The 19313-nt window shown below is 60.8% G+C and carries 17 protein-coding genes and 1 tRNA gene; 12 read left to right on the top strand and 6 right to left on the bottom strand.

Features of this window, described 5'->3' with window-relative positions; genetic code table 11:
* The first annotated feature begins 206 nt into the window (after window positions 1-206).
* The 4 genes from KR100_RS13400 to KR100_RS13415 are packed head-to-tail and all read left to right on the top strand — an operon-like array spanning window position 207 to window position 5782.
* Window positions 207-1769, top strand: coding sequence for a glycosyltransferase family 39 protein (locus KR100_RS13400; protein WP_038547022.1), 1563 nt, complete (start codon window positions 207-209; stop codon window positions 1767-1769).
* 23 nt (window positions 1770-1792) lie between these two features.
* Window positions 1793-2923 (top strand): glycosyltransferase, encoded by a 1131-nt coding sequence (locus KR100_RS13405; protein ID WP_038547024.1) that lies wholly within the window; start codon window positions 1793-1795, stop codon window positions 2921-2923.
* On the top strand, window positions 2920-4416 hold the full coding sequence (locus KR100_RS13410) for a glycosyltransferase family 39 protein (protein WP_239420350.1): 1497 nt from the start codon (window positions 2920-2922) through the stop codon (window positions 4414-4416). Before KR100_RS13405 ends, KR100_RS13410 begins: the two co-directional genes overlap by 4 nt.
* Window positions 4394-5782: a DUF2079 domain-containing protein gene (locus KR100_RS13415; protein WP_081858927.1), complete on the top strand. Its 1389-nt coding sequence runs from the start codon at window positions 4394-4396 to the stop codon at window positions 5780-5782. The genes KR100_RS13410 and KR100_RS13415 overlap by 23 nt, the downstream gene beginning before the upstream one ends.
* Before the next feature lie 136 nt (window positions 5783-5918).
* Here the strand turns inward: KR100_RS13415 and psbD are convergent, their stop codons facing one another.
* Window positions 5919-6974 (bottom strand): photosystem II D2 protein (photosystem q(a) protein), encoded by a 1056-nt coding sequence (psbD, locus tag KR100_RS13420; RefSeq protein ID WP_006041823.1) that lies wholly within the window; start codon window positions 6972-6974, stop codon window positions 5919-5921.
* 162 nt (window positions 6975-7136) lie between these two features.
* On the opposite strand from psbD, the gene KR100_RS13425 reads away from it, so the two are divergent.
* The 4 genes from KR100_RS13425 (at window position 7137) to KR100_RS13440 (ending at window position 9282) form a co-directional block, all read left to right on the top strand.
* On the top strand, window positions 7137-7400 hold the full coding sequence (locus tag KR100_RS13425; RefSeq protein WP_038547030.1) for a hypothetical protein: 264 nt from the start codon (window positions 7137-7139) through the stop codon (window positions 7398-7400).
* Window positions 7342-8124, top strand: coding sequence for an ABC transporter ATP-binding protein (locus KR100_RS13430; protein ID WP_081858928.1), 783 nt, complete (start codon window positions 7342-7344; stop codon window positions 8122-8124). Before KR100_RS13425 ends, KR100_RS13430 begins: the two co-directional genes overlap by 59 nt.
* 16 nt (window positions 8125-8140) lie before the next feature.
* Window positions 8141-8212 (top strand) — tRNA-Asn (locus tag KR100_RS13435).
* Between the two features lie 278 nt (window positions 8213-8490).
* On the top strand, window positions 8491-9282 hold the full coding sequence (locus tag KR100_RS13440; RefSeq protein WP_038547033.1) for a response regulator transcription factor: 792 nt from the start codon (window positions 8491-8493) through the stop codon (window positions 9280-9282).
* Between the two features lie 14 nt (window positions 9283-9296).
* On the opposite strand, the gene KR100_RS13445 is transcribed toward KR100_RS13440, so the two are convergent.
* From KR100_RS13445 to KR100_RS13455, 3 genes are read right to left on the bottom strand one after another with little or no spacing between them, the layout of a single operon-like run.
* Window positions 9297-10241 carry a DNA polymerase III subunit delta' gene (locus KR100_RS13445; RefSeq protein WP_369793802.1) on the bottom strand — a complete coding sequence of 315 codons (945 nt, stop codon included), beginning with the start codon at window positions 10239-10241 and terminating at the stop codon, window positions 9297-9299.
* Window positions 10238-10867 carry a dTMP kinase gene (tmk, locus tag KR100_RS13450; RefSeq protein ID WP_038547035.1) on the bottom strand — a complete coding sequence of 210 codons (630 nt, stop codon included), beginning with the start codon at window positions 10865-10867 and terminating at the stop codon, window positions 10238-10240. The genes KR100_RS13445 and tmk overlap by 4 nt, the downstream gene beginning before the upstream one ends.
* Entirely contained in the window at window positions 10864-13131 is a 2268-nt protein-coding gene (locus KR100_RS13455; protein ID WP_051847712.1) for a heavy metal translocating P-type ATPase, read from the bottom strand. Before KR100_RS13455 ends, tmk begins: the two co-directional genes overlap by 4 nt.
* Before the next feature lie 92 nt (window positions 13132-13223).
* On the opposite strand from KR100_RS13455, the gene KR100_RS13460 reads away from it, so the two are divergent.
* The gene (locus KR100_RS13460) at window positions 13224-13769 is read left to right on the top strand and encodes a photosystem I assembly protein Ycf3 (protein ID WP_369793803.1); all 546 of its coding nucleotides are present in this window, start codon (window positions 13224-13226) and stop codon (window positions 13767-13769) included.
* Between the two features lie 114 nt (window positions 13770-13883).
* Here KR100_RS13460 and KR100_RS13465 read toward each other — a convergent pair whose 3' ends face one another.
* Window positions 13884-14387, bottom strand: a complete 504-nt coding sequence (locus KR100_RS13465) for a hypothetical protein (protein WP_156098128.1) — start codon at window positions 14385-14387, stop codon at window positions 13884-13886.
* Window positions 14388-14746: 359 nt separating this feature from the next.
* The gene (radA, locus tag KR100_RS13475) at window positions 14747-16141 is read right to left on the bottom strand and encodes a DNA repair protein RadA (protein WP_038547044.1); all 1395 of its coding nucleotides are present in this window, start codon (window positions 16139-16141) and stop codon (window positions 14747-14749) included.
* Window positions 16142-16231: 90 nt separating this feature from the next.
* Here radA and rpaB point away from each other — a divergent pair, with 90 nt between their 5' ends.
* From rpaB to KR100_RS13490, 3 genes are read left to right on the top strand one after another with little or no spacing between them, the layout of a single operon-like run.
* Window positions 16232-16978, top strand: a complete 747-nt coding sequence (gene rpaB, locus KR100_RS13480) for a response regulator transcription factor RpaB (protein ID WP_038547046.1) — start codon at window positions 16232-16234, stop codon at window positions 16976-16978.
* On the top strand, window positions 16959-18263 hold the full coding sequence (gene plsX / locus KR100_RS13485) for a phosphate acyltransferase PlsX (protein ID WP_038547048.1): 1305 nt from the start codon (window positions 16959-16961) through the stop codon (window positions 18261-18263). The genes rpaB and plsX overlap by 20 nt, the downstream gene beginning before the upstream one ends.
* Window positions 18264-18290: 27 nt before the next feature.
* The gene (locus KR100_RS13490; RefSeq protein ID WP_204207731.1) at window positions 18291-19310 is read left to right on the top strand and encodes a beta-ketoacyl-ACP synthase III; all 1020 of its coding nucleotides are present in this window, start codon (window positions 18291-18293) and stop codon (window positions 19308-19310) included.
* Window positions 19311-19313: the final 3 nt, after the last annotated feature.

Genomic DNA, 19313 nt, shown 5'->3' on the forward strand with positions numbered 1-19313 from the left:
GTCAGAGGATGGTGCCGTTCAGCCGGCGTTCTCCGCGATCAGCAGACCCTGGGTCAAACAACTGGAACTCATGGACACCTCCTCCTGAAGGATTGTGAATGCCGGCACTGCCTTCGAACGGATGGACACAGAGGCCAACATCAGTTCACAGAGCTGCATCCTTTACCCGTCAAGATTAACGAGACCGGACTGTGTCTGCGGTAACGATGCCATCCAAGTCCGCGCTGCCATGGGTCGGTCTCCTGGCCATCTGGGGAGTCGCGGTTGGGATGGCTCTGATTGGACTGGGCGATGTCCCTCTCCGAGATTTTGATGAAGGAACGGTGGCTCGCGTGGCCCTGGAGCTCAGCCAGGGGCAGGGAGAAGCGGTGCTGTTGCCAACCCTCTGGGGAGAGCCCTACCTCAACAAGGCACCAGGCCTGCACAGCCTGATCGGCTTGGTGATTCGGCTGGGGAGCGACACGCAGCAACGTCCATCTGAGGGGCTGGTGCGCCTGGTGCCGGCATTGCTCTCGAGCCTTGTGGTTCCCCTTGGCGGCCTGCTGCAGTGGCGGCTCCGTCAGGGCGAGCGAAGCGACTGCCTTGCCACCAGTCTCCTGCTGCTCACACTGCTGCCGATCGCCCGCCATGGACGTCTGGCGATGCTTGATGGCAGCCAGCTGTCTGCGATGGCCTTGCTCTGGCTGGCCGTGGCCAGCCTGCGGGGTGATCGGAACGATCGCCGCTGGGGGCTGACGGCAGGGCTGATGGGGTCCGCCTTGCTTCTGCTGAAGGCACCGCTGCTGATTCCAAGCGCCGCTGCCGCCATGGCTGCTGTGGCCTGGGGATGGGAATGGCAGCGCTGGCGTTGCCGCGCAGCCGTCAGCGGCATGGCGCTTGGTTTGCTGCCTGGCATCAGCTGGCATCTCTGGCATGCCCACATCCGAGGAACCCAGGCTCTGTGGATGTGGGGCGGCGATGGTGCCGGCCGGGTTCTGCTTGATGCGGGGGAAGGCAGCGACCTGCGCTGGCGCGTGCCGCTGATCGAGCTGCTCGAAGGGGGATGGCCATGGCTGCTGCTGCTGGCCCCCGGGCTTTGGTGGGCCTGGCAGCAGCGCCAGGAGCGTTGGGGACGTTGGTGCCTGGCCACCCTGGCGGTTCTGGCCGCCGCCATCCTGCCGCTGAAAACACAGTTGCCCTGGTACAGCCATCCGCTCTGGTTGCCATTCGCCCTGATCAATGCACCCCTGCTCGTCTGGTTGGTGGAGCGCCGCGATCCGAGCATTCCCCTGCGTTGGTGGCTGCTGCGTATTCCATCGATCTGGATGCTGCTGGGACTCCTTCTCTTGGGCGCAACGGTTGTGAGCTTCACGGCTGTCGGCACCCAACTGGCGCCGTATCGCTGGCTGGCCGCTGCAGCCGGGGTGGGCTGGGGATGCGGCGGCTGGTGGCTGCGATCAGGGCAGCAGCGGCAACGACGGCACGGTCTGATCAGCATGGTGTGCGGCAGCGTGCTGGCTCTCTCCCTGTTGTTCAGTTCACCCCTCTGGCTCTGGGAACTCAATGAGCGTTGGCCCGTGGGTCCGGTGGCCAGCCTCAGCCGTCTCAGTTCAGCCAGCCCACTGCTGTTGCACGGATATGACGAACGACCAAGCCTGAACTGGTATTCAGGCCAGAGGATTCGACGAGGTCGCAGCCGGGATTCGGGCTGGTTTCTCACCCAGAAACCCGGCGATCACTGTGTTGTGAGCGCCAGAGAAGGAGAATGGGCACTGGCACGCTGCCGTTAATCTGAGCCTCCTGGCAGCGGGTTGTGTCTTCCACGCAGGAACAGCAGGGGAAGACCAGCACAACAGGCCTTTCGATCATTCTCCCCACCTTCAACGAAGTTGAGTCCATCGCCGCAGTGATTCAGTCCCTGCTGGCGCTGGATGATCACTTCGATCTCGAAATCCTGGTGGTCGATGACGATTCGTCCGACGGCACCGCCGAGACCGTGCGCAGCCTGGCTCGCTTGGATCAACGCATCCGCATCATCCGAAGACTGGGCCGCTCGGGACTGGCCAGTGCCATCAGGGAAGGCCTGATTGATGCCATTCATCACAGGGCTGTAGTGATGGACAGCGACGGACAACATGAGCCCGCATCCGTGCTGGACGCCGTGAGAAGCCTTGATGCAAGGCAGCTCGATCTTGTGGCCGGCAGTCGTTTTCTCGATCAGTCGGAGATCCGCGGCCTCAGTCACCGACGAACCGATGGATCCACGCTTGCCAATCAGTTGGCTCGCCGAAGCCTGCCGGCCAGGTATGGCCACCTAACGGATTACATGAGCGGTTTCATGGCCATCAACCTCAGCCGCTGCCTGCCGTTGATCCGCCAGGTGGATGTGAATGGCTTCAAATTTCTCTACGAACTTCTGGCCATCAGCCGGGGACAGCTGACCGTCGCCGAGATACCGCTGATCTTTCAGCCCCGCCTGCATGGCAGCTCCAAGCTGGACAGCGCCATCCTCTGGGATTTCCTTGTTTCGCTGCTGCACACCGCCAGCCTCAGACTGCTGCCGCGCCGAGCCATCAGCTTCGGACTGGTGGGGGCCAGCGGCGTGCTGGTTCAGCTGGCGATCACCGCATTGCTGATGACGCTGCTGGGACTCGACTTTCAACGGGCCCTGCCGATCGCGGTGATCGCCGCCGCGAGTTCGAACTATCTGATCAACAACGCCCTCACCTTCCGGGACCGCCGCCAACGGGGTGCAAGGCTCCTGCGCGGACTGCTCAAGTTCCTGCTGGTGGCTTCACTGCCCGCCCTGGCCAATGTGGGGTTGGCCACCAGCTTCTACACCCTGGTGAATGCCCACGCCATCTGGGCCCAGCTGGCCGGAATTGTGGTGGTCTACATCTGGAATTACGCGGCGTCGTCCCGCTTCGTCTGGAACTCACCGTGACCTGGCTGCCAATCGGGGTAGGCGTGCTGCTGCGGCTCATCCAGCTGTGGATGCCGATTGTCGGCGTCCACAGCTGGCGGCAGGCCGACACCGCTGCGATGGCTCGCCACTTCGCCACCGCCAACTCCCCGATCTGGCTACCCCAGATCGACTGGGCCGGTGCCTCTGCGGGCTATGTGGAATCGGAATTTCCGCTCTACCCGTTTCTGGTGAGCCGTCTTTATCTCTTGGCCGGAGTCCAGGAATGGCTGGGGCGCGGACTCTCCGTGCTCTTCAGCGTCCTGACCATCGGGCTGGTGATGCGGCTGGGACGCCGCTGGTTCGGTGCTCAGGAAGGCTGGTGGGCCGGGCTGTTCTTTGCGATCGCGCCGCTTGGTGTGTACTACGGGCGGACCTTTCAGGCGGAAGCCCTGCTGCTGCTCCTGGCAGCTGGCTGCCTGGTCGCTCACGAACTCTGGAAGACACAGGGAGCATGTTGGGCCCTGCTGTTGAGCTGGGTCTGTTTCACGGGAGCCGGCCTGATCAAGGTGATCCCTCTGCTCTGGCTGGGCTTACCCCTTCTGATGCTGGAGCTCAGCCGGGATGCGAGGGATGGTGCAGCCGAGCCGAAAGGCTTGTTCAACCGCCTGCCAACCCTGTTGCGCTCGCCAGGCTTCTGGGTGTACGTCGGCACAGGGTTGGCAGCCATCGCTGCTTGGTATGCCCACGCCTATCAACTGGGACAGAACAGTGGGCTGACGTTCGGGTTCTGGGGCGGCGGCAGTGATCGCAGCAGCCTTGGCCTGCTTCTGGATCTCGAGACCTGGTTCAACCTCAGCATCAGGGTGGCGTTGCGTTTATTGGCGATTGCCGGCGTGCCCTTCCTGATCGGTGGCATCTGGATCGGACGGCGTTGTTCAGGAGGACGGATTGCGATCAGCGGTCTGCTTGGGGTGCTGCTCTGCACCCTCGCCACCATGCGCTCCAGCAGCATTCATGAGTACTACCAACTGCCATTGCTGCTGTTCGCCTGCCCCCTGATGGGTCTTGGCTGGCAACGATGGCAGCAACAACGCCGCCGCTGGCAACCGCGCAGCTTGATCTGTCTCTGGTTGGTCGTGAGTCTGGCGGTGTTGTCTGCCGATTACTGGGCCTTGGAACAACGCCAGGCCCGGGACTGGATGCCTCTGGCCCTGAAAATTCGCCGGGAACTTCCCAGCGAACAGCGAATTGTCAGCGTGACCAGCACCGACCCCACCCTGCTGAACCTGGCAAGGCGACAGGGATGGCTGATCTCCAGCAAACAACTGACCCCAGAACGTCTTCAGCAATGGAGCGAGGAGGGCGCCAGCCACCTGGCAGGCAGTTTTCGTTGGGACAAGATGTACAAACCGATGCCAGAGGGACGGGAACGCTCCTTGAGAAACATGGCCGCGACAAGTCCTGGAGCCTGGGTGGATGACGACAGCCAGACCTATCTGATCCCCCTCGATGAGCTCAGCTCCCGCCGCTGAAACAAGACGACGATCACCCGTCTGCGGTGCCTCCCTTCTGATTCTTGCTGCCGTTCTGATCGGCCTGTTGTTCTGGCTCTGTGCTGCAACACGCCACTACCTTCTGCAGAGCAATGCCTACGACCTTGGTCTCTTCGATCAATGGGCCTGGCTGATCGGTCAGGGGCGACCGCCGATCTCATCGATGGAACAGGTCCATGTGCTGGCCGATCACGGTGCCTGGCTGCTGTATTTCGCCGGGGCGGCCTACAGCCTGTTCCCATCTGTGCAGTGGCTGCTGGCCAGCCAGGCCTTCGCACTGAGCTTCACAGCGGTTCCGTTGTGGTGGCTTGCCAAACAAGCAGGGTTGAGGCCACGGGGATGCTGGTTGATCTGCGGCCTCTGGTGGCTGCAACCCGTGGTGTTCAACACCAACCTGTTTGACTTTCACCCGGAAACCTGGGTGATGCCTCTGATCGCCCTGGTGCTCTGGAGCGAACGGGCCGAACGCCCCCGGCTTTGGCTGCTGCTGCTGGTGCTTCTGCTGGGGGCCCGTGACGGACTGGTCTTGATCGTCGCTGGCATGGCTCTCGATCTGGCCTGGCGACGCCGTTGGAGATGGAGTGCGTCAGCTGCAGGGCTCTCGCTCGCCTGGATGCTGATGCTGAGCCGCTGGCTTTACCCCTTGCTGCGCGATGGCGAAGGGCCCAAGGCCGCCAGCCGCATGTTCAGCCATCTGAGCGGCGACCCGCTGCTGGTTGTGCAGAGTCTCGATTGGAGCGGGGGTGTGCTTTACGTCGTCCTGCTCTCTCTGCCATGCGTCGGCTTGTGGCGGATGCGTTCACTGCCGACGCTGACGATCGCCCTTCCGCTGCTGTTGGTGAACCTGCTGTCAGCGTCGCCCAGCTACCGCACCCTGATTCATCACTACAGCCTCCCGTTGGCCGTGGTGATGGTGGTTGCAGTCATCGATGGCATGTCCCAACAACCAAGAGCAGGTCGTGGGTTTTCCTGGGCCCTGGGCTGGGCTGTGGTCTGCTGGCTGGCCCTGGCCAAACCCTGGTTCTTCAGCGGGCCTTATCTCAGTCGGTTGCCGATGGTGAACGATGCACAGGAGGCCATCAGCGGGATTCAACCTCACGACCAGGTACTGACCACGAGCTACCTGGTTCCACAACTGAGTGAGCGAAGCCATGTCGCCTTTCCCAAAAAAGGACATCGACGCAATCTCGATTCCTCGACCTGGACCATTCTGCTGCTGAACCCAGACGACCCAGGTTGGGGTTCATCAACGACATTGCAAACAACGTTGCTGGAGGACGTTCGACAACGTGGCTGGATCTGTCAACGCTGGCCTTCAGGTTTGCAACTCTGTCGACGGTCTTAATCGATGTTCTTGGAAAGACATTGTTCTTTCTCTGTCGGTCGATGCTCAATCTCAAGCAGTCATCAAGTCCAAGATGAAATGACCAACAAAAAAGGGGGCAAAGCCCCCTTAAGTGCATCATCGATCATCGAATTGATCAGAGGGCGTTACCACGGGGCAGAACCTCTTCAGGGAAGACGAAGTTTTCGTGTGGCTGGTCAGCCGGTGCCATCCAGGCACGCAGACCTTCATTCAGAAGAATGTTCTTGGTGTAGAAGGTCTCAAATTCAGGATCCTCAGCAGCGCGGATTTCCTGTGACACGAAGTCATAGGCACGCAGGTTGAGGGCCAGACCGATGATGCCGATGGAGCTGGTCCACAGGCCCATCACCGGGACAAACAACATGAAGAAGTGCAGCCAGCGCTTGTTGGAGAAGGCGATCCCGAAGATCTGGCTCCAGAAGCGGTTGGCGGTGACCATGGAATAAGTCTCTTCTTCCTGGGTGGGCTCGAACGCCTTGAAGGTGTTGGCCTGCTCGCCGTCCTCAAACAGGGTGTTCTCCACGGTTGCGCCGTGGATGGCACAGAGCAGAGCACCGCCGAGGATGCCGGCCACGCCCATCATGTGGAAGGGATTCAGGGTCCAGTTGTGGAAGCCCTGGAGGAAGAGCAGGAAGCGGAAGATCGCTGCCACCCCGAAGGAGGGAGCGAAGAACCAGCTGCTCTGGCCGAGGGGGTACATCAGGAAGACGCTGACGAACACCGCAATCGGGCCGGAGAAGGCGATGGCGTTGTAGGGGCGAATGCCGACGAGACGGGCGATCTCGAACTGACGCAGCATGAAGCCGATCAGGGCGAAGGCGCCGTGCAGGGCGACGAAGGCCCAGAGACCACCGAGCTGACACCAGCGCACGAAGTCGCCCTGAGCCTCAGGGCCCCAGAGCAGCAGCAGGCTGTGACCCATCGCATCAGCGGGGGTGGAGACAGCAGCGGTGAGGAAGTTGCAACCTTCCAGGTACGAAGAGGCAATGCCGTGGGTGTACCAGGAGGTGACGAAGGTGGTGCCGGTCAGCCAGCCACCGATGGCCAGGTAGGCCGTTGGGAAAAGAAGAATGCCGGACCAGCCGACAAAAACGAAGCGGTCGCGCTTGAGCCAGTCATCGAGGACGTCGAACCATCCCCGCTGTGGCGCGCGTCCTACAGCGATCGTCATGAGACGTGCTTCATGAAGCGTTACATCATGAGCCTAGGCAGTGATTCGGCCAATGGGGCGGCTCTCCGTACAAGGAGCCGAATGATGAGTAGAAATGCCCAGTTCGATACCGCACCAATCTGACGCGTTCCGCGAAGATGGCCACGCATTGATCGATCTGCCGTGTACATCGTCGAACTGGCCCTGCGGATGAGCCCCGTACCGGTGTCTGTTCAACGCAAGGATGCCGGTGATGCCGAAGCCCTTTACCAGCAGATCCGTCAGGCGATCGAGCAAAGCCAGCCGCGACTTCTGGAGCTCACCTGCGAGAAGGTGGAAGGCAAAAAGGTCACTGTTCTGATCGGTGAGGTTCTGGCAGTCCAGCTTTATGAGAAAGCTTCGGCCACAGGCGGCAGCAAACGGCCGGGTTTTTCCGTTGATTCCTGATCGGGCTGGGGATGTTCAGGCTGGTGAAGTTGAGGCTCGAGGGGTTCGGGAAGACGGAGAACTCAACCTCCGGCAGCTCAGTTATCGCTGGCCGAATGGCTCTCAGGCCCTGCGGAACTGCGACCTCACCATTCCTGGTCCGGGGCTCTGGATGCTGGTCGGCAGCAATGGCAGCGGCAAAAGCACGCTGTTCCGTCTGATCGCCGGCCTGGTCCAGGCGCAAAGCGGCACCATCAGCACACCGCATCGGGTGGCCATGGTGTTTCAGAACCCGGACCACCAATTGCTGTTGCCCAGTTGCAGCTCGGATCTGCTGCTCGGTCTCACAAACTCCTCAAAACCGAACGATCGAATTCGCTGCATCGATGAGCTGCTCAATCAGCTTGGACTGAGCGGATTGGCGACACGGCCGATTCACACCTTGAGCGGAGGCCAGAAACAACGGCTTGCCATCGCTGGAGCCCTGGCAAGCGATGCCGGTCTACTGCTGCTTGATGAACCCACCGCCCTGCTGGATCCCGAGAGCCAACGCACGGTGCTTGATGCAGTCCAGACGCTTTGTCAGCAAAGAGACCAGCCCCTGACAGCTCTCTGGATCACCCATCGCCTTGAGGAACTGGACAAGGCCGATGGCGCTGCGCGGATGAAGGACGGTCGGATCGAACCATGGCAGGACGGCCGAGCTCTGAGGAAACGCTTGCAGGCCGCGAGGTCCGGCAGGTAAGGTCTCAAAGTTTCAATCCTCGGTAGCTCAGCGGTAGAGCGGTCGACTGTTAATCGATTGGTCGCAGGTTCGAATCCCGCCCGGGGAGCTTCAAAGCCACAGCCTGAGCTGTGGCTTTTTTATTGACAATCAGAGAAATTTGTGAATACGGATGTCCAGAAGCGGAAGACTTCCTGAACAGGACGGAGACTCCCGCAAAGGCTGATTTCTCTGAATCGACTGCGCGCCAGTGGGTTACGGAGATTCTGAGAAGACGTCACCTTCCGCTCAAAATCTGCAGAGAGAAGAAAAGCTTGAGAGAATCCGTTCAACGATGAATCGTTAGCTCTCGCTCTCCGTTCTTCCAGTCATCCCGCTTTCCCATCGATGAAGCCCTGCATCCTGCTAATCGAAGACGACCGGGACATGCGTGACCTGGTGAGCGGTCACCTCGAGCACAGCGGCTTTGACGTTCAACGCGCCGATGATGGAATCAAAGGCCAGGCTCTGGCGTTGCAATACACACCGGATCTAATCCTTCTTGATCTGATGCTGCCCAAGGTTGACGGTCTCACCCTTTGTCAGCGACTGCGTCGGGATGAGCGAACAGCCAGCATTCCGATCCTGATGCTGACCGCCCTGGGCGGAACAAAGGACAAGGTGAGCGGCTTCAACTCCGGTGCGGATGATTACCTCACCAAGCCCTTTGATCTCGAAGAACTTCAGGCTCGGGTGAAGGCTCTGCTGCGTCGCAGCGATCGCGCCCCGGTTGGATCCAGCAACCACCACGAAATCCTGAGCTACGGACCACTCACCCTTGTCCCCGAACGCTTCGAAGCCATCTGGTTCGACAGTCCCGTTCGTCTGACCCACCTCGAATTCGAACTTCTGCACTGCCTTCTGCAGCGACATGGCCAGACCGTGGCCCCGTCACTGATTCTCAAGGAAGTCTGGGGGTATGAACCCGATGACGACATCGAAACCATCAGGGTTCACGTCCGTCATCTGCGCACCAAGCTCGAGCCAGATCCACGCAAGCCGCGTTTCATTAAAACGGTCTATGGAGCCGGCTACTGCCTGGAACTTCCAACCGGCGGGCAGCTCGAAGGCCTTCAGGACGCCGTGGCCATGGCCCGCGAGGAACGCAATCTTCAGCAGGGCGATCGGGCCAGCGCCTGACGCTCAGAATCCGGTCAACGCGAGCTGAGATCCAGCAGCGTCACTTCCCAGGCCAGACGTGGCTGAACAAACGACAGCAGATGGCGTCTGAGTTTTTCCAGTCGTCGCAGGGACTGTTCTCCGGCACCTGAGTGCCAGAGATGTTGCTCCCACCAGTTGATCAGCCACAACTGCTGCTCTCCATCCAACGCCTCGCAGAGATCCCTGGCGAGGGACAGTGCCTCCATGGGCTCCGCCGGCTTTTGTCTCAGACGTTGCGTCAGCTCCTCAGGGAGCGCAGACCAACGCTGGCGATGATCCAGCAAGGCCCCAGGAGAACCGGCAGCAAGAGCCAGCAGCTCCGCAGGGTCATCGGCGCAGGCCCCACATTGCTGCAGGACCTGATGCATTGACGCTGGATCCAGACGCAGAAATCGAATCAGCTGACAGCGGGAACGGATCGTGCTGAGCAAACGCTCGGGCGCGGCTGTCAGCAGGATCAGCAGTCCATGCCACGGTTCCTCCAGGGTCTTCAGCAAGGCATTCGCTGCAGCTTCAGCCATCGCCTCAGACGCCTCGATCACGACCATGCCGCGGGCGGACTCCACCGGCTGACGCGCCAGGAAACGAGCGACTCCTCGGATCTGCTCCAGTCGCAGCTGAGGTGGCGAACGGCGCGACACGCCGGCCTCCTCTGCCTCGGTTCTGGACAGAAGACGTCCCTGATGCTGAAACGTCGGCTCCACCCAGAGCAGATCGGGATGATTGCGTTCCAACAGTCGTCGACGCTCCCGAGACGACGGGGCACCTCCCGCAAGAACCCCTTCCAGAAAGCGCAGAGCCGCCAGCCGTCGCCCCACGCCATCTGGACCTGCAAACAGGTAGGCCGGAGCCAGGCGTTGCTGATCAAGAGCCGCCTGCAGAAGATCCACGGCAAGCGGCTGCCCGATCAGGTCATTGAACAGTCCTGTGATCGTCATGCGAAGCGCTGATGCAGGACCTGCTCAAGTGAGGAGGTCACGTCCATGGATGCACGATCCGCATTGATTCGACACCAATCGCGCTGGCTGGCCAAGGTTTCGAAACCGGCGGCGACGCGCTCGAGAAATGGGCGCCCCTCCGCTTCAATCCGGTCCTCTTCAAGCCCGTGCCGTCGACGGATACTTTCCGTGACGGGAAGCGCGAGCCAGAACGTCAGGTCGGGGATGAGGCCAGCGGTGGCGATGCGCTCAAGCTGCTGGATCAGAGCAGCATCCAGCCCCCGCCCATAACCCTGGTACGCCAGCGTCGAACCGGCAAAGCGATCGCTCAGAACCCAGTCGCCTCGCTCAAGAGCCGGGCGAATCAAGGTGTCAACATGCTGCGCGCGATCGGCGGCGTAGAGTAACAGCTCGGCCCTCGCACAGGGAGCCTGATCGGCGGCTGTGTGGAGCAGAAGCTGCCGAACCGCCTGCCCCAGAGCCGTCCCACCAGGTTCACGGGTGCAGATCAGACCTGAACCCTCTGGCATCAACCCGCTTCCAGGCAACCAATCGGCAAGACGTTGAAGCTGCGTCGATTTCCCACAACCATCGATCCCGTCGAGAACGATCAAACGACCCGTCATGCCGGGCGCAGAGCCAGAGCATTAACGACGACCGTGATCGAGCTGAGAGCCATCAACAATGCCGCAAGGGGTGGTGACAGCAGCAGACCATGGCTTGGCAGCAAGACCCCAGCGGCAATCGGAAGAGCAATCAGGTTGTAGCCGAAGGCCCAGAACAGGTTCTGACGCACTTTCGCCAGGGTGCGTCGAGCCAGTCGCAGGGCGTCCGGGAGATTGTCCAGCCGATCTCCCAACAGCACCATCCCAGCTGTGTCCTGGGCGATCTGGGTGCCGGTGCCGATGGCGACGCCAAGGTCTGCCGCCGCCAACGCCGGGGCATCGTTGATGCCATCACCCACCATGGCCACCGGTTGCTCCCGGCGGAGCTGCTCAAGGCGTGCCAGCTTCTGCTCCGGGCGCATCTGCCATCCCAGCTCTTCTTCGGAGAAGCCGAGGGTCTGACCCAACCGTCGAACCGCCGACTCCCGATCACCACTGAACATCGCCAGTTCGAGGCCCTGATCGCGCAGCTGCTTCAGCGCCATGGAGACATCCGAACGCAGCTGGTCCTCAATCTCGACGAATCCAAGAATGCTGGTCCCCTCCGCAACCGCCACAACAGTTCCGGTGACAGGGGTCCCGCCAGACTCCTGCTGCATCAAAGAGAACGGGTCTGACCAGGCCAGTCCCTGGCCGGTCAACCATTCGGGACGACCGACACAAACCTCAAGGTCACGACCGACGACACCTTTCAAACCTTCACCGGCAACCGTGCGCACATCGGACACCGGAAGGAGGTCGAGCTCACGGCGCTGAGCCTCCTGCAGGAGGGCATAGGCCAGGGGATGCCGGCTATCGCTCTCCAAGCTGGCAGCTAGCTGCAGAAGATGATTCGGGTTCTCGGCATGGACAGCCGTCACAAGAGGACGGCCGAGAGTCAGCGTGCCTGTTTTGTCGAACACCACCTGTTTGACAGCGGCTGCTGTTTCGATGACATCGCCGCCTCGATACAGCCAGCCACGGCGGGCCGCCAGACCCGTGGCAACGGTGATCACCGTCGGCGTTGCCAGTCCGAGGGCGCAGGGACAGGCCACGACCAGCACGGCAATGGCGAGCTTAAGGGCCAGCCCGATGGAGGTCTCCGCACCGCTTCCCAGACCGGCTTGATGGCCATGACCGTGGACCATCCCAGGGGAGGAAGCATGCAGAACCTGGGGCCAGAGCTCAGCACCGATCAGCCACCAGAACAGAAAGACGGCGATGGCAAAAGCGATCACGCCGTAACAGAAACGGCCTGCCACACGATCGGCGAGTCCCTGAATCGGAGCCCGGCGAGCCTGGGCCTGCTCCACCAGGCGAATGATCCTGGCCAGGGCGGTTTCGGAGCCCACCCTGGTGACCTCGATCACCAGGGACGACTCAAGATTGAGACTTCCCGAGGCCAGCTCCGTTCCAGGCGAAGCATCGAGCGGAAGAGGCTCACCGGTGAGGCTCGACACATCCACGGCCGAGCATCCCTCGACGACCACACCATCAACCGGAACCCGATCACCGGCGAGAAGCTGAACCCGCTCCCCGGGGCGTAAGGCTCCGACTCGCACCTCACGCATGACGCCGTCCGCCATCAACAGTCGTGCCGTATCGGGCTGTAGCTGAGCCAGCTGCTGCAGGGCCTGACCGGTTCGGAAGCGAGCCCGCTCCTCCAGGAAACGCCCGAGCAGCACAAAGCCCAGCAGCATGACCGGCTCGTTGAAGAAACAGGGCCAGCCAACGGACGGCCAGATCAGGGCAGCCAGGCTGGCCAGATAGGCACTGCTGACCCCCAGTCCCACCAGGGTGTCCATGCTGGGGGCCCCTGCCCGCGCGGCTTTGAAGCCTCCGACAAGGATCGGTCGACCCGGGCCGAGAAGGGCAACCGTGGCCAGCGTGGCGTGAAACGGCAAGCGACCGATCAGCGGAAGAGAGAGATGACCCGCCTCACTGAGGTGTCCAAGGACGGACAACAGCAGCAACACCAGGGCCACCATCAGCTGGCGCCACTGACGCCACCAGTTCAAACCCCTGACATCCTCTGCAGCCGAGGGGCCTGAAACAGGCTCGAGCGAGCGCTCACGAGCTGGGAAGCCACGATCAGCCAGTGCTTTCAGCACGGCTTCGACACTCCCCTCTGAATCAGCGAGATCCAGCCAGGCGGCTCTGCTCACCAGATTCACGTCAGCCCTTTCAACACCCGGCTGTTCCAGCAGCGTGCGTTCCACAGACCGCACGCAACCGCCGCACTTCATGCCTTCCACATCGAGGACAACCGTTTGAAGCACCGGGCTCACGGAGGATTCGTCTCTTCCCTAACGCTAGGTCGGGCCACAACAGCGTCAGGATGGGGGTCAGCCAGCCATGCATCGTGCCTCGCAGCAACCGAAACGACAATTTCATCGACAAGAGCTTCACGGTGATGGCAGATCTCATCGTCAAGCTGCTGCCGATCAACGCCCGCTCCAAGGAGGCTTACGTCTACTACCGAGACGGGTTGTCAGCCCAGAATGACGGTGATTACGCCGAAGCTCTGGAGAACTACGAGGAGAGCCTGAAGCTTGAGGACAACCCCACCGACCGGGGCGAGACCCTCAAGAACATGGCCATCATCTACATGTCCAACGGTGAGGAAGACCGGGCGATCGAGACCTACCGCCAGGCCCTTGAGGAGAACCCCAAGCAGCCTTCCTGCCTCAAGAACATGGGACTGATCTTTGAAAAACGCGGACGAATTGCTGAAGAGGAGGGCCGACAGGACGATGCCGATCGCTGGCTGGACCAGGCAGCAGATGTGTGGACCCAGGCCGTTCGCCTCAATCCCGGTGGCTACCTGGACATTGAAAACTGGCTGAAATCCAGCGGTCGCAGCAGTGTGGACGTTTATTTCTAGCTAAAAATTTCTAAAGATAATAATTTGCAGCGCATTCATCTTTGAACAAAATCTATTTTAATAAGAAAATTCAATTCTGAGGCCAGCGTTGATCAATTCCCTGCAACTAAGAGTTCAGATTTTTAAACGACTTGGGTGGTAAAGCCGTTCATGGTCCGCGTAGATGTTCACGTCAACAGGACTTGAGCAGATCACACCGACTTCTCTTTCACCATCTTTCAAGTAAGAGAACGTGAATGAATGTTCCGATTGTGGATCAAACTCACGAATTACCTGTACACGCTCCTCCCATGGGATCAAACCATAACCTCCGTACTTCCAAAGCGCATCAACATCGTGGCCATAATTGACAAATCTCAGGGCACCCAACCTCATGCCTGGAAGGTTCGAAAAATAAACTCTTGACTTGCCATGCATCAACACAATTTCCTCAAAGTAAAGCTCGTTATAAATGCCAATGTCGGCATTTTGATCAAACCGCAAATGCCATGACGCAAAAGCACGAATTTCCGCTTTTGGATCTGATGTCAACTCAGGCAGAACATCAACAGAACCATCAGCCTGTCTTAGATATCGGCATTGATACTGATAATTAGCATCCTGCAGAGACAGCTCCAAAAAATTAGATGCTCATCATTGGGCTTGATTGTTTTAAAGAGCCCAAGAATCCAGGCCCTAAGCTGACGATCGTTCTCGGCGAGCGGCGGATTGGAGTCCAGATCAACGGGAACATCAGCAGACATGACAGCCGAGCCGAGCCATACAGACGAACTGAATAGTCCAGATATGAAAAGAGCAAGCCACAACACAAATACTTTTGGACGTTGTTGAAACAACAACCTCATTGCGACCACAAATCACGACACAAAATTGATGCTATTCAGCGTCTCAACAGTCGACCATGGACGCTCAGACAGGACCCTCCAATGGGTGAAGTCACCCTCCAGATCCTGAACAGCTCACGCCGGCGAAAGCGATCATCCATCCGCCCTCACCTGCTCACCCAAAGCCAAGACCAACGCTTCACTGACACTCTCGGCCTCCAGCAAGGCCAGATCCAAACCTGCCGCCAGTGGTCCCAGACCACTGCCCTTGGGAACCACAGCGCGTTTGAACCCGAGCCGCGCCGCTTCCTGGAGACGAAGTTCGAGCTGACCGACCGGGCGCAACTGGCCGCCCAGTCCCAGTTCGCCGATCAGAACGGTGCCCGCAGGCAAGGTGAGATCGCGAAAACTGGCCACCACAGCCGCGGCCACGCCGAGATCGGCCGCCGGTTCCTCCACCTCCAATCCGCCGGCCACTGCCAGGTAGCAGTCGAAACGCGACAACGGCAGACCCATGTGCTTTTCCAGCACGGCCAGGATCTGATGCAGTCGATTCGTGCCGATCCCCGTTGCCGTCCGTCGCGGGCTGGCATAACTGGTGACGTTGACGAGGGCCTGGAGGTCGACGACCAGTGAGCGGGTGCCCTCGCAGGCCACGATCGTGGCCACACCAGAGGCACGGGCATCACTGAGGAACAGTTCGCTGGGGTTGCCCACTTCAGCGAGCCCAGCCGCCTGCATCTCGAACAGGCCCAGCTCATGGGTGGCGCCAAAGCGGTTCTTCACGGCTCTCAGCAGCCGATGACTGGCAAAGCGGTCGCCCTCGAAGGTGAGCACCGCATCCACGAGATGCTCGAGCACCTTCGGGCCCGCCAGCATGCCCTCCTTGGTGACATGACCGACCAACAGCAGCGAGATGTTCTGTCGCTTCGCCAGCCGTTGCAGCGCCGCCGCACATTCACGCACCTGGCCAACCGACCCTGGAGCGCTGGTCAGGTTGGCGTCATGCAACGCCTGAATGCTGTCGATGATCGCCACGGCCGGTCGCAGCGCCTCAAGCTCCTCAAGCACCAGTTCCAGATCGGTTTCGGCCAGCAACTGCAGCTCCGATGCTCCAGCGGCGAGCCGCTGCCAACGAAGCTTCACCTGCTGGGCTGATTCCTCGGCACTGACATAGAGCACCGAGCTCTCGGAGGCCATCGCCGACGCGCTCTGCAGCAGCAAGGTGCTTTTGCCGATTCCAGGATCACCGCCCACCAACACCAGAGAACCGGGCACCAGACCGCCTCCGAGAACCCGGTCGAACTCCTCCGAGCCAGTCGCCATCCGCTGCAGAGGACGATCGTCCAGGGAGGCCATGGCGGTGGAGCGTCGCGGAGCAGCTGCCTGGGCAGGATCCGGGCCCTCTCGACGACGACGACCGTCCTCGCTGGGGATGGTCTGTTCCACCAATGTGTTCCAGCTCCCGCACTCCGGACAGCGTCCGAAGAACTGACGTGTCTTGGCACCACAGGCCTGACAGACGAAAAGGGAGCGGGAGCGTGGCACTGAGAACTATGAAGAAAGTTGCTGTTGAGTGAACAGAACGGGGGAACAACCTTTTATGTGTGGCGAGAAGCACTAAGCGCCACAGGCGTTATGACCACCACGGCTCCCTCTAAGGAAACAATCCTCGTGGTCGATGACGAGGCCTCGATCCGACGGATTTTGGAAACGAGGCTCTCGATGATCGGATACAACGTCGTCACCGCTTGCGACGGCACCGAAGCCCTGGAGCTGTTCCAGAACTGCGTTCCCGACCTGGTGGTCCTGGACGTGATGATGCCGAAACTCGACGGCTACGGCGTCTGCCAGGAGCTGCGCAAGGAATCGGATGTTCCGATCGTGATGCTCACCGCCCTTGGTGACGTGGCTGACCGGATCACTGGCCTGGAGCTCGGCGCCGACGATTACGTCGTGAAACCCTTCAGTCCGAAGGAGCTGGAAGCCCGGATTCGCTGCGTGCTTCGCCGGGTGGAGAAGGAGCAGGTGGCCGGAATCCCCAACTCGGGCGTGATTCAGGTCTCCGATCTGCGCATCGACACCAACAAGCGCCAGGTGTTCCGTGGTGATGAACGGATCCGACTCACCGGCATGGAGTTCAGCCTTCTCGAACTCCTGGTGAGCCGATCAGGCGAGCCCTTCAATCGCGGCGAGATTCTCAAGGAAGTGTGGGGGTACACGCCGGAACGACATGTCGATACCCGCGTGGTCGATGTTCATATTTCACGTCTTCGCTCCAAACTGGAAGACGATCCGGCCAACCCCGAGCTGATCCTCACAGCCCGCGGCACCGGTTATCTGTTCCAGCGCATCGTCGACTCCGTTGCCTCCGAAGGGTCCTGAAAGCTCCCCGGCCGACTGGTCGCGGAGCAAAAGCAGCCGTCCACGGGCCATTCGCCGCCTGGTGATCTGGTACCGGCGTAATGCCACCGTGACCACCCTTGTCGACAGCGCCACCAGCTCCGCCAGCGCCGCCGGCAATGTGGCCGGAACGATGGTGTCGGGCGCCGGGACCGTTGCGAGCAGCGTTCTGCAGCCCTTGGTGTTTGATCCCCTGCGACGGCTGCAGGGCGGCAGCATTGACACCATCGAAGAACGCGACAGGCTCTGGGTTGCCGTTGACGGCATGGGTGGGGACAATGCGCCGGGTTCGATCCTGGAAGGCTGCCTGCAGGCGATCGAGCGGCTGCCACTGAAGATCAAATTCATCGGCGAACACGATCGGGTCCTGGCCGCCGCCAGGACACTGCAACTGAGCGACCAGCTCAAGGCAGCGATTGACAACGGTCATCTGGAGCTGGTGGCCAGCGGTCCCTCGATCGGGATGGATGAGGAGGCGACAGCCGTGCGGCGCAAGCGCGACGCCAGCATCAACGTCGCCATGGACCTGGTGAAGAAGGGCCAGGCTCTGGCGAGTTATTCAGCTGGGAACTCAGGAGCCGTGATGGCATCAGCCATCTTTCGACTGGGCCGGCTCAAGGGAATCGATCGTCCAGCCATCGGGGCCCTGTTCCCGACCAAGGATCCCGGTCAACCGGTGCTGGTGCTGGATGTGGGGGCCAACATGGATTGCAAGCCCGCCTACCTGCATCAGTTCGCATTGCTTGGGAACATCTACAGCCGTGATGTCCTGCAGGTTCGTCGCCCCCGCATCGGCCTGCTCAACATCGGTGAGGAGGAGTGCAAGGGAAATGACCTGGCTCTCCGCAGCTTTGAACTCCTGCGTGACGAACAACGTTTGCATTTCGCCGGGAACTGCGAAGGCAGGGATGTGCTGTCCGGAGAGTTTGATGTCGTCGTCTGCGACGGATTCACCGGCAATGTTCTGCTCAAGTTTCTCGAATCCGCAGGCAGCGTGCTGCTCGGCGTCTTGAGGGCTGAGCTTCCCCGTGGACGTCGAGGCAAGGTGGGCTCGGCATTCCTGCGAAGCAATCTCAAGCGCATCAAGAAGCGACTGGACCATGCCGAGCATGGAGGAGCTCTGCTGCTCGGGGTCAATGGCATCTGCGTCATCGGCCACGGCAGCAGCAAATCCCTGTCGGTTGTCAGCGCTCTGCGGCTGGCCCATTCCGCCGCCAGTCATGGCGTCATGGACGACTTGGCGGAATTGCAGAGTTGCTGTGGTTGACTGACGCCACACGTACCCGTCTCCTCTTTGGTTGCGCAGCCGTTCAGGTCCGCTGGTGTGCTGCTCAGGGGCTGCGGCAGCGCCACCCCGTCCCGTTCGATCAGCAACGCTGACCTTGGGCAACGGGTCGACACAAGCGACAGCTGGATCCGCAGCCGCACGGGAATCACAGCACGCCGTGTGATCGGACCATCGGAATCGCTGATCGACCTTTGCGCTTCGGCTGCGTCCGGCGCCTTGGCCATGGCGGACTGGGAGGCCGGCAGCCTCGACCTCATCCTGCTGGCCACCTCAACGCCGGACGACCTGTTCGGATCAGCGCCACGTCTGCAGAGTCGTCTCGGTGCGGATCACGCCGTTGCCTTCGACCTCACGGCGGCCTGCAGTGGCTTCCTGTTTGCGGTCATCACCGCTGCTCAGTACCTGCGCAGCGGGGCCATGCGGAGGATCCTGGTGGTTGGTGCTGACCAGCTGAGCCGTTGGGTGGACTGGGATGACCGCCGCTCCTGCGTTCTGTTCGGAGATGCGGCAGGTGCTCTGGTGATGGAAGCCTCCCCGGATGACCGTGACGACCTCAACGGCTTCCTGATGCGCTCCGACGGCCGCCGTGGCGATGTGCTGCAGCTGCCGCAGATCGACAAGCGGGCTCCCCTGGTTGGGGATGCGAGTCACCAGCAGGGTGGATTTCAACCGATTCAGATGAACGGCCAGGAGGTCTACAAATTCGCAGTTCGCGAAGTTCCTGGAATCCTGGACGAGCTCCTCCAACAAGCCGAGCTGGGAGCGGATCAGCTGGACTGGCTGCTGTTGCATCAGGCCAATCAGCGTATTCTCGATGCTGTCGCTGAACGGTTCGCCATCCCGCCAGCCAAGGTTCTCAGCAACTTGGCGAGCTACGGCAACACCTCAGCGGCGACGATTCCTCTGATGCTCGATGAAGCGGTGCGGGACGGTCGCATCCAGGCTGGCCATCGAATCGCCAGCAGTGGTTTCGGAGCTGGCCTGAGCTGGGGTGCTGCTCTGTTGCGTTGGAGCGGGCCGGCGTAACCT

Origin of the sequence: Synechococcus sp. KORDI-100 (assembly GCF_000737535.1) — a bacterium.
Classification (GTDB): Bacteria; Cyanobacteriota; Cyanobacteriia; order PCC-6307; family Cyanobiaceae; genus Parasynechococcus.

Excerpts from the sequence above, each read along its gene's own strand:
- KR100_RS13400 (WP_038547022.1), top strand. The coding sequence starts at position 207 with ATGCCATCCAAGTCCGCGCTGCCATGGGTCGGTCTCCTGGCCATCTGG.
- KR100_RS13415 (WP_081858927.1), top strand. The coding sequence starts at position 4,394 with ATGAGCTCAGCTCCCGCCGCTGAAACAAGACGACGATCACCCGTCTGC.
- psbD (WP_006041823.1), bottom strand. The coding sequence starts at position 6,974 with ATGACGATCGCTGTAGGACGCGCGCCACAGCGGGGATGGTTCGACGTC.
- KR100_RS13430 (WP_081858928.1), top strand. The coding sequence starts at position 7,342 with ATGAGAAAGCTTCGGCCACAGGCGGCAGCAAACGGCCGGGTTTTTCCG.
- KR100_RS13440 (WP_038547033.1), top strand. The coding sequence starts at position 8,491 with ATGAAGCCCTGCATCCTGCTAATCGAAGACGACCGGGACATGCGTGAC.
- KR100_RS13445 (WP_369793802.1), bottom strand. The coding sequence starts at position 10,241 with ATGACGATCACAGGACTGTTCAATGACCTGATCGGGCAGCCGCTTGCC.
- tmk (WP_038547035.1), bottom strand. The coding sequence starts at position 10,867 with ATGACGGGTCGTTTGATCGTTCTCGACGGGATCGATGGTTGTGGGAAA.
- KR100_RS13455 (WP_051847712.1), bottom strand. The coding sequence starts at position 13,131 with ATGAAGTGCGGCGGTTGCGTGCGGTCTGTGGAACGCACGCTGCTGGAA.
- KR100_RS13460 (WP_369793803.1), top strand. The coding sequence starts at position 13,224 with ATGGGGGTCAGCCAGCCATGCATCGTGCCTCGCAGCAACCGAAACGAC.
- rpaB (WP_038547046.1), top strand. The coding sequence starts at position 16,232 with ATGACCACCACGGCTCCCTCTAAGGAAACAATCCTCGTGGTCGATGAC.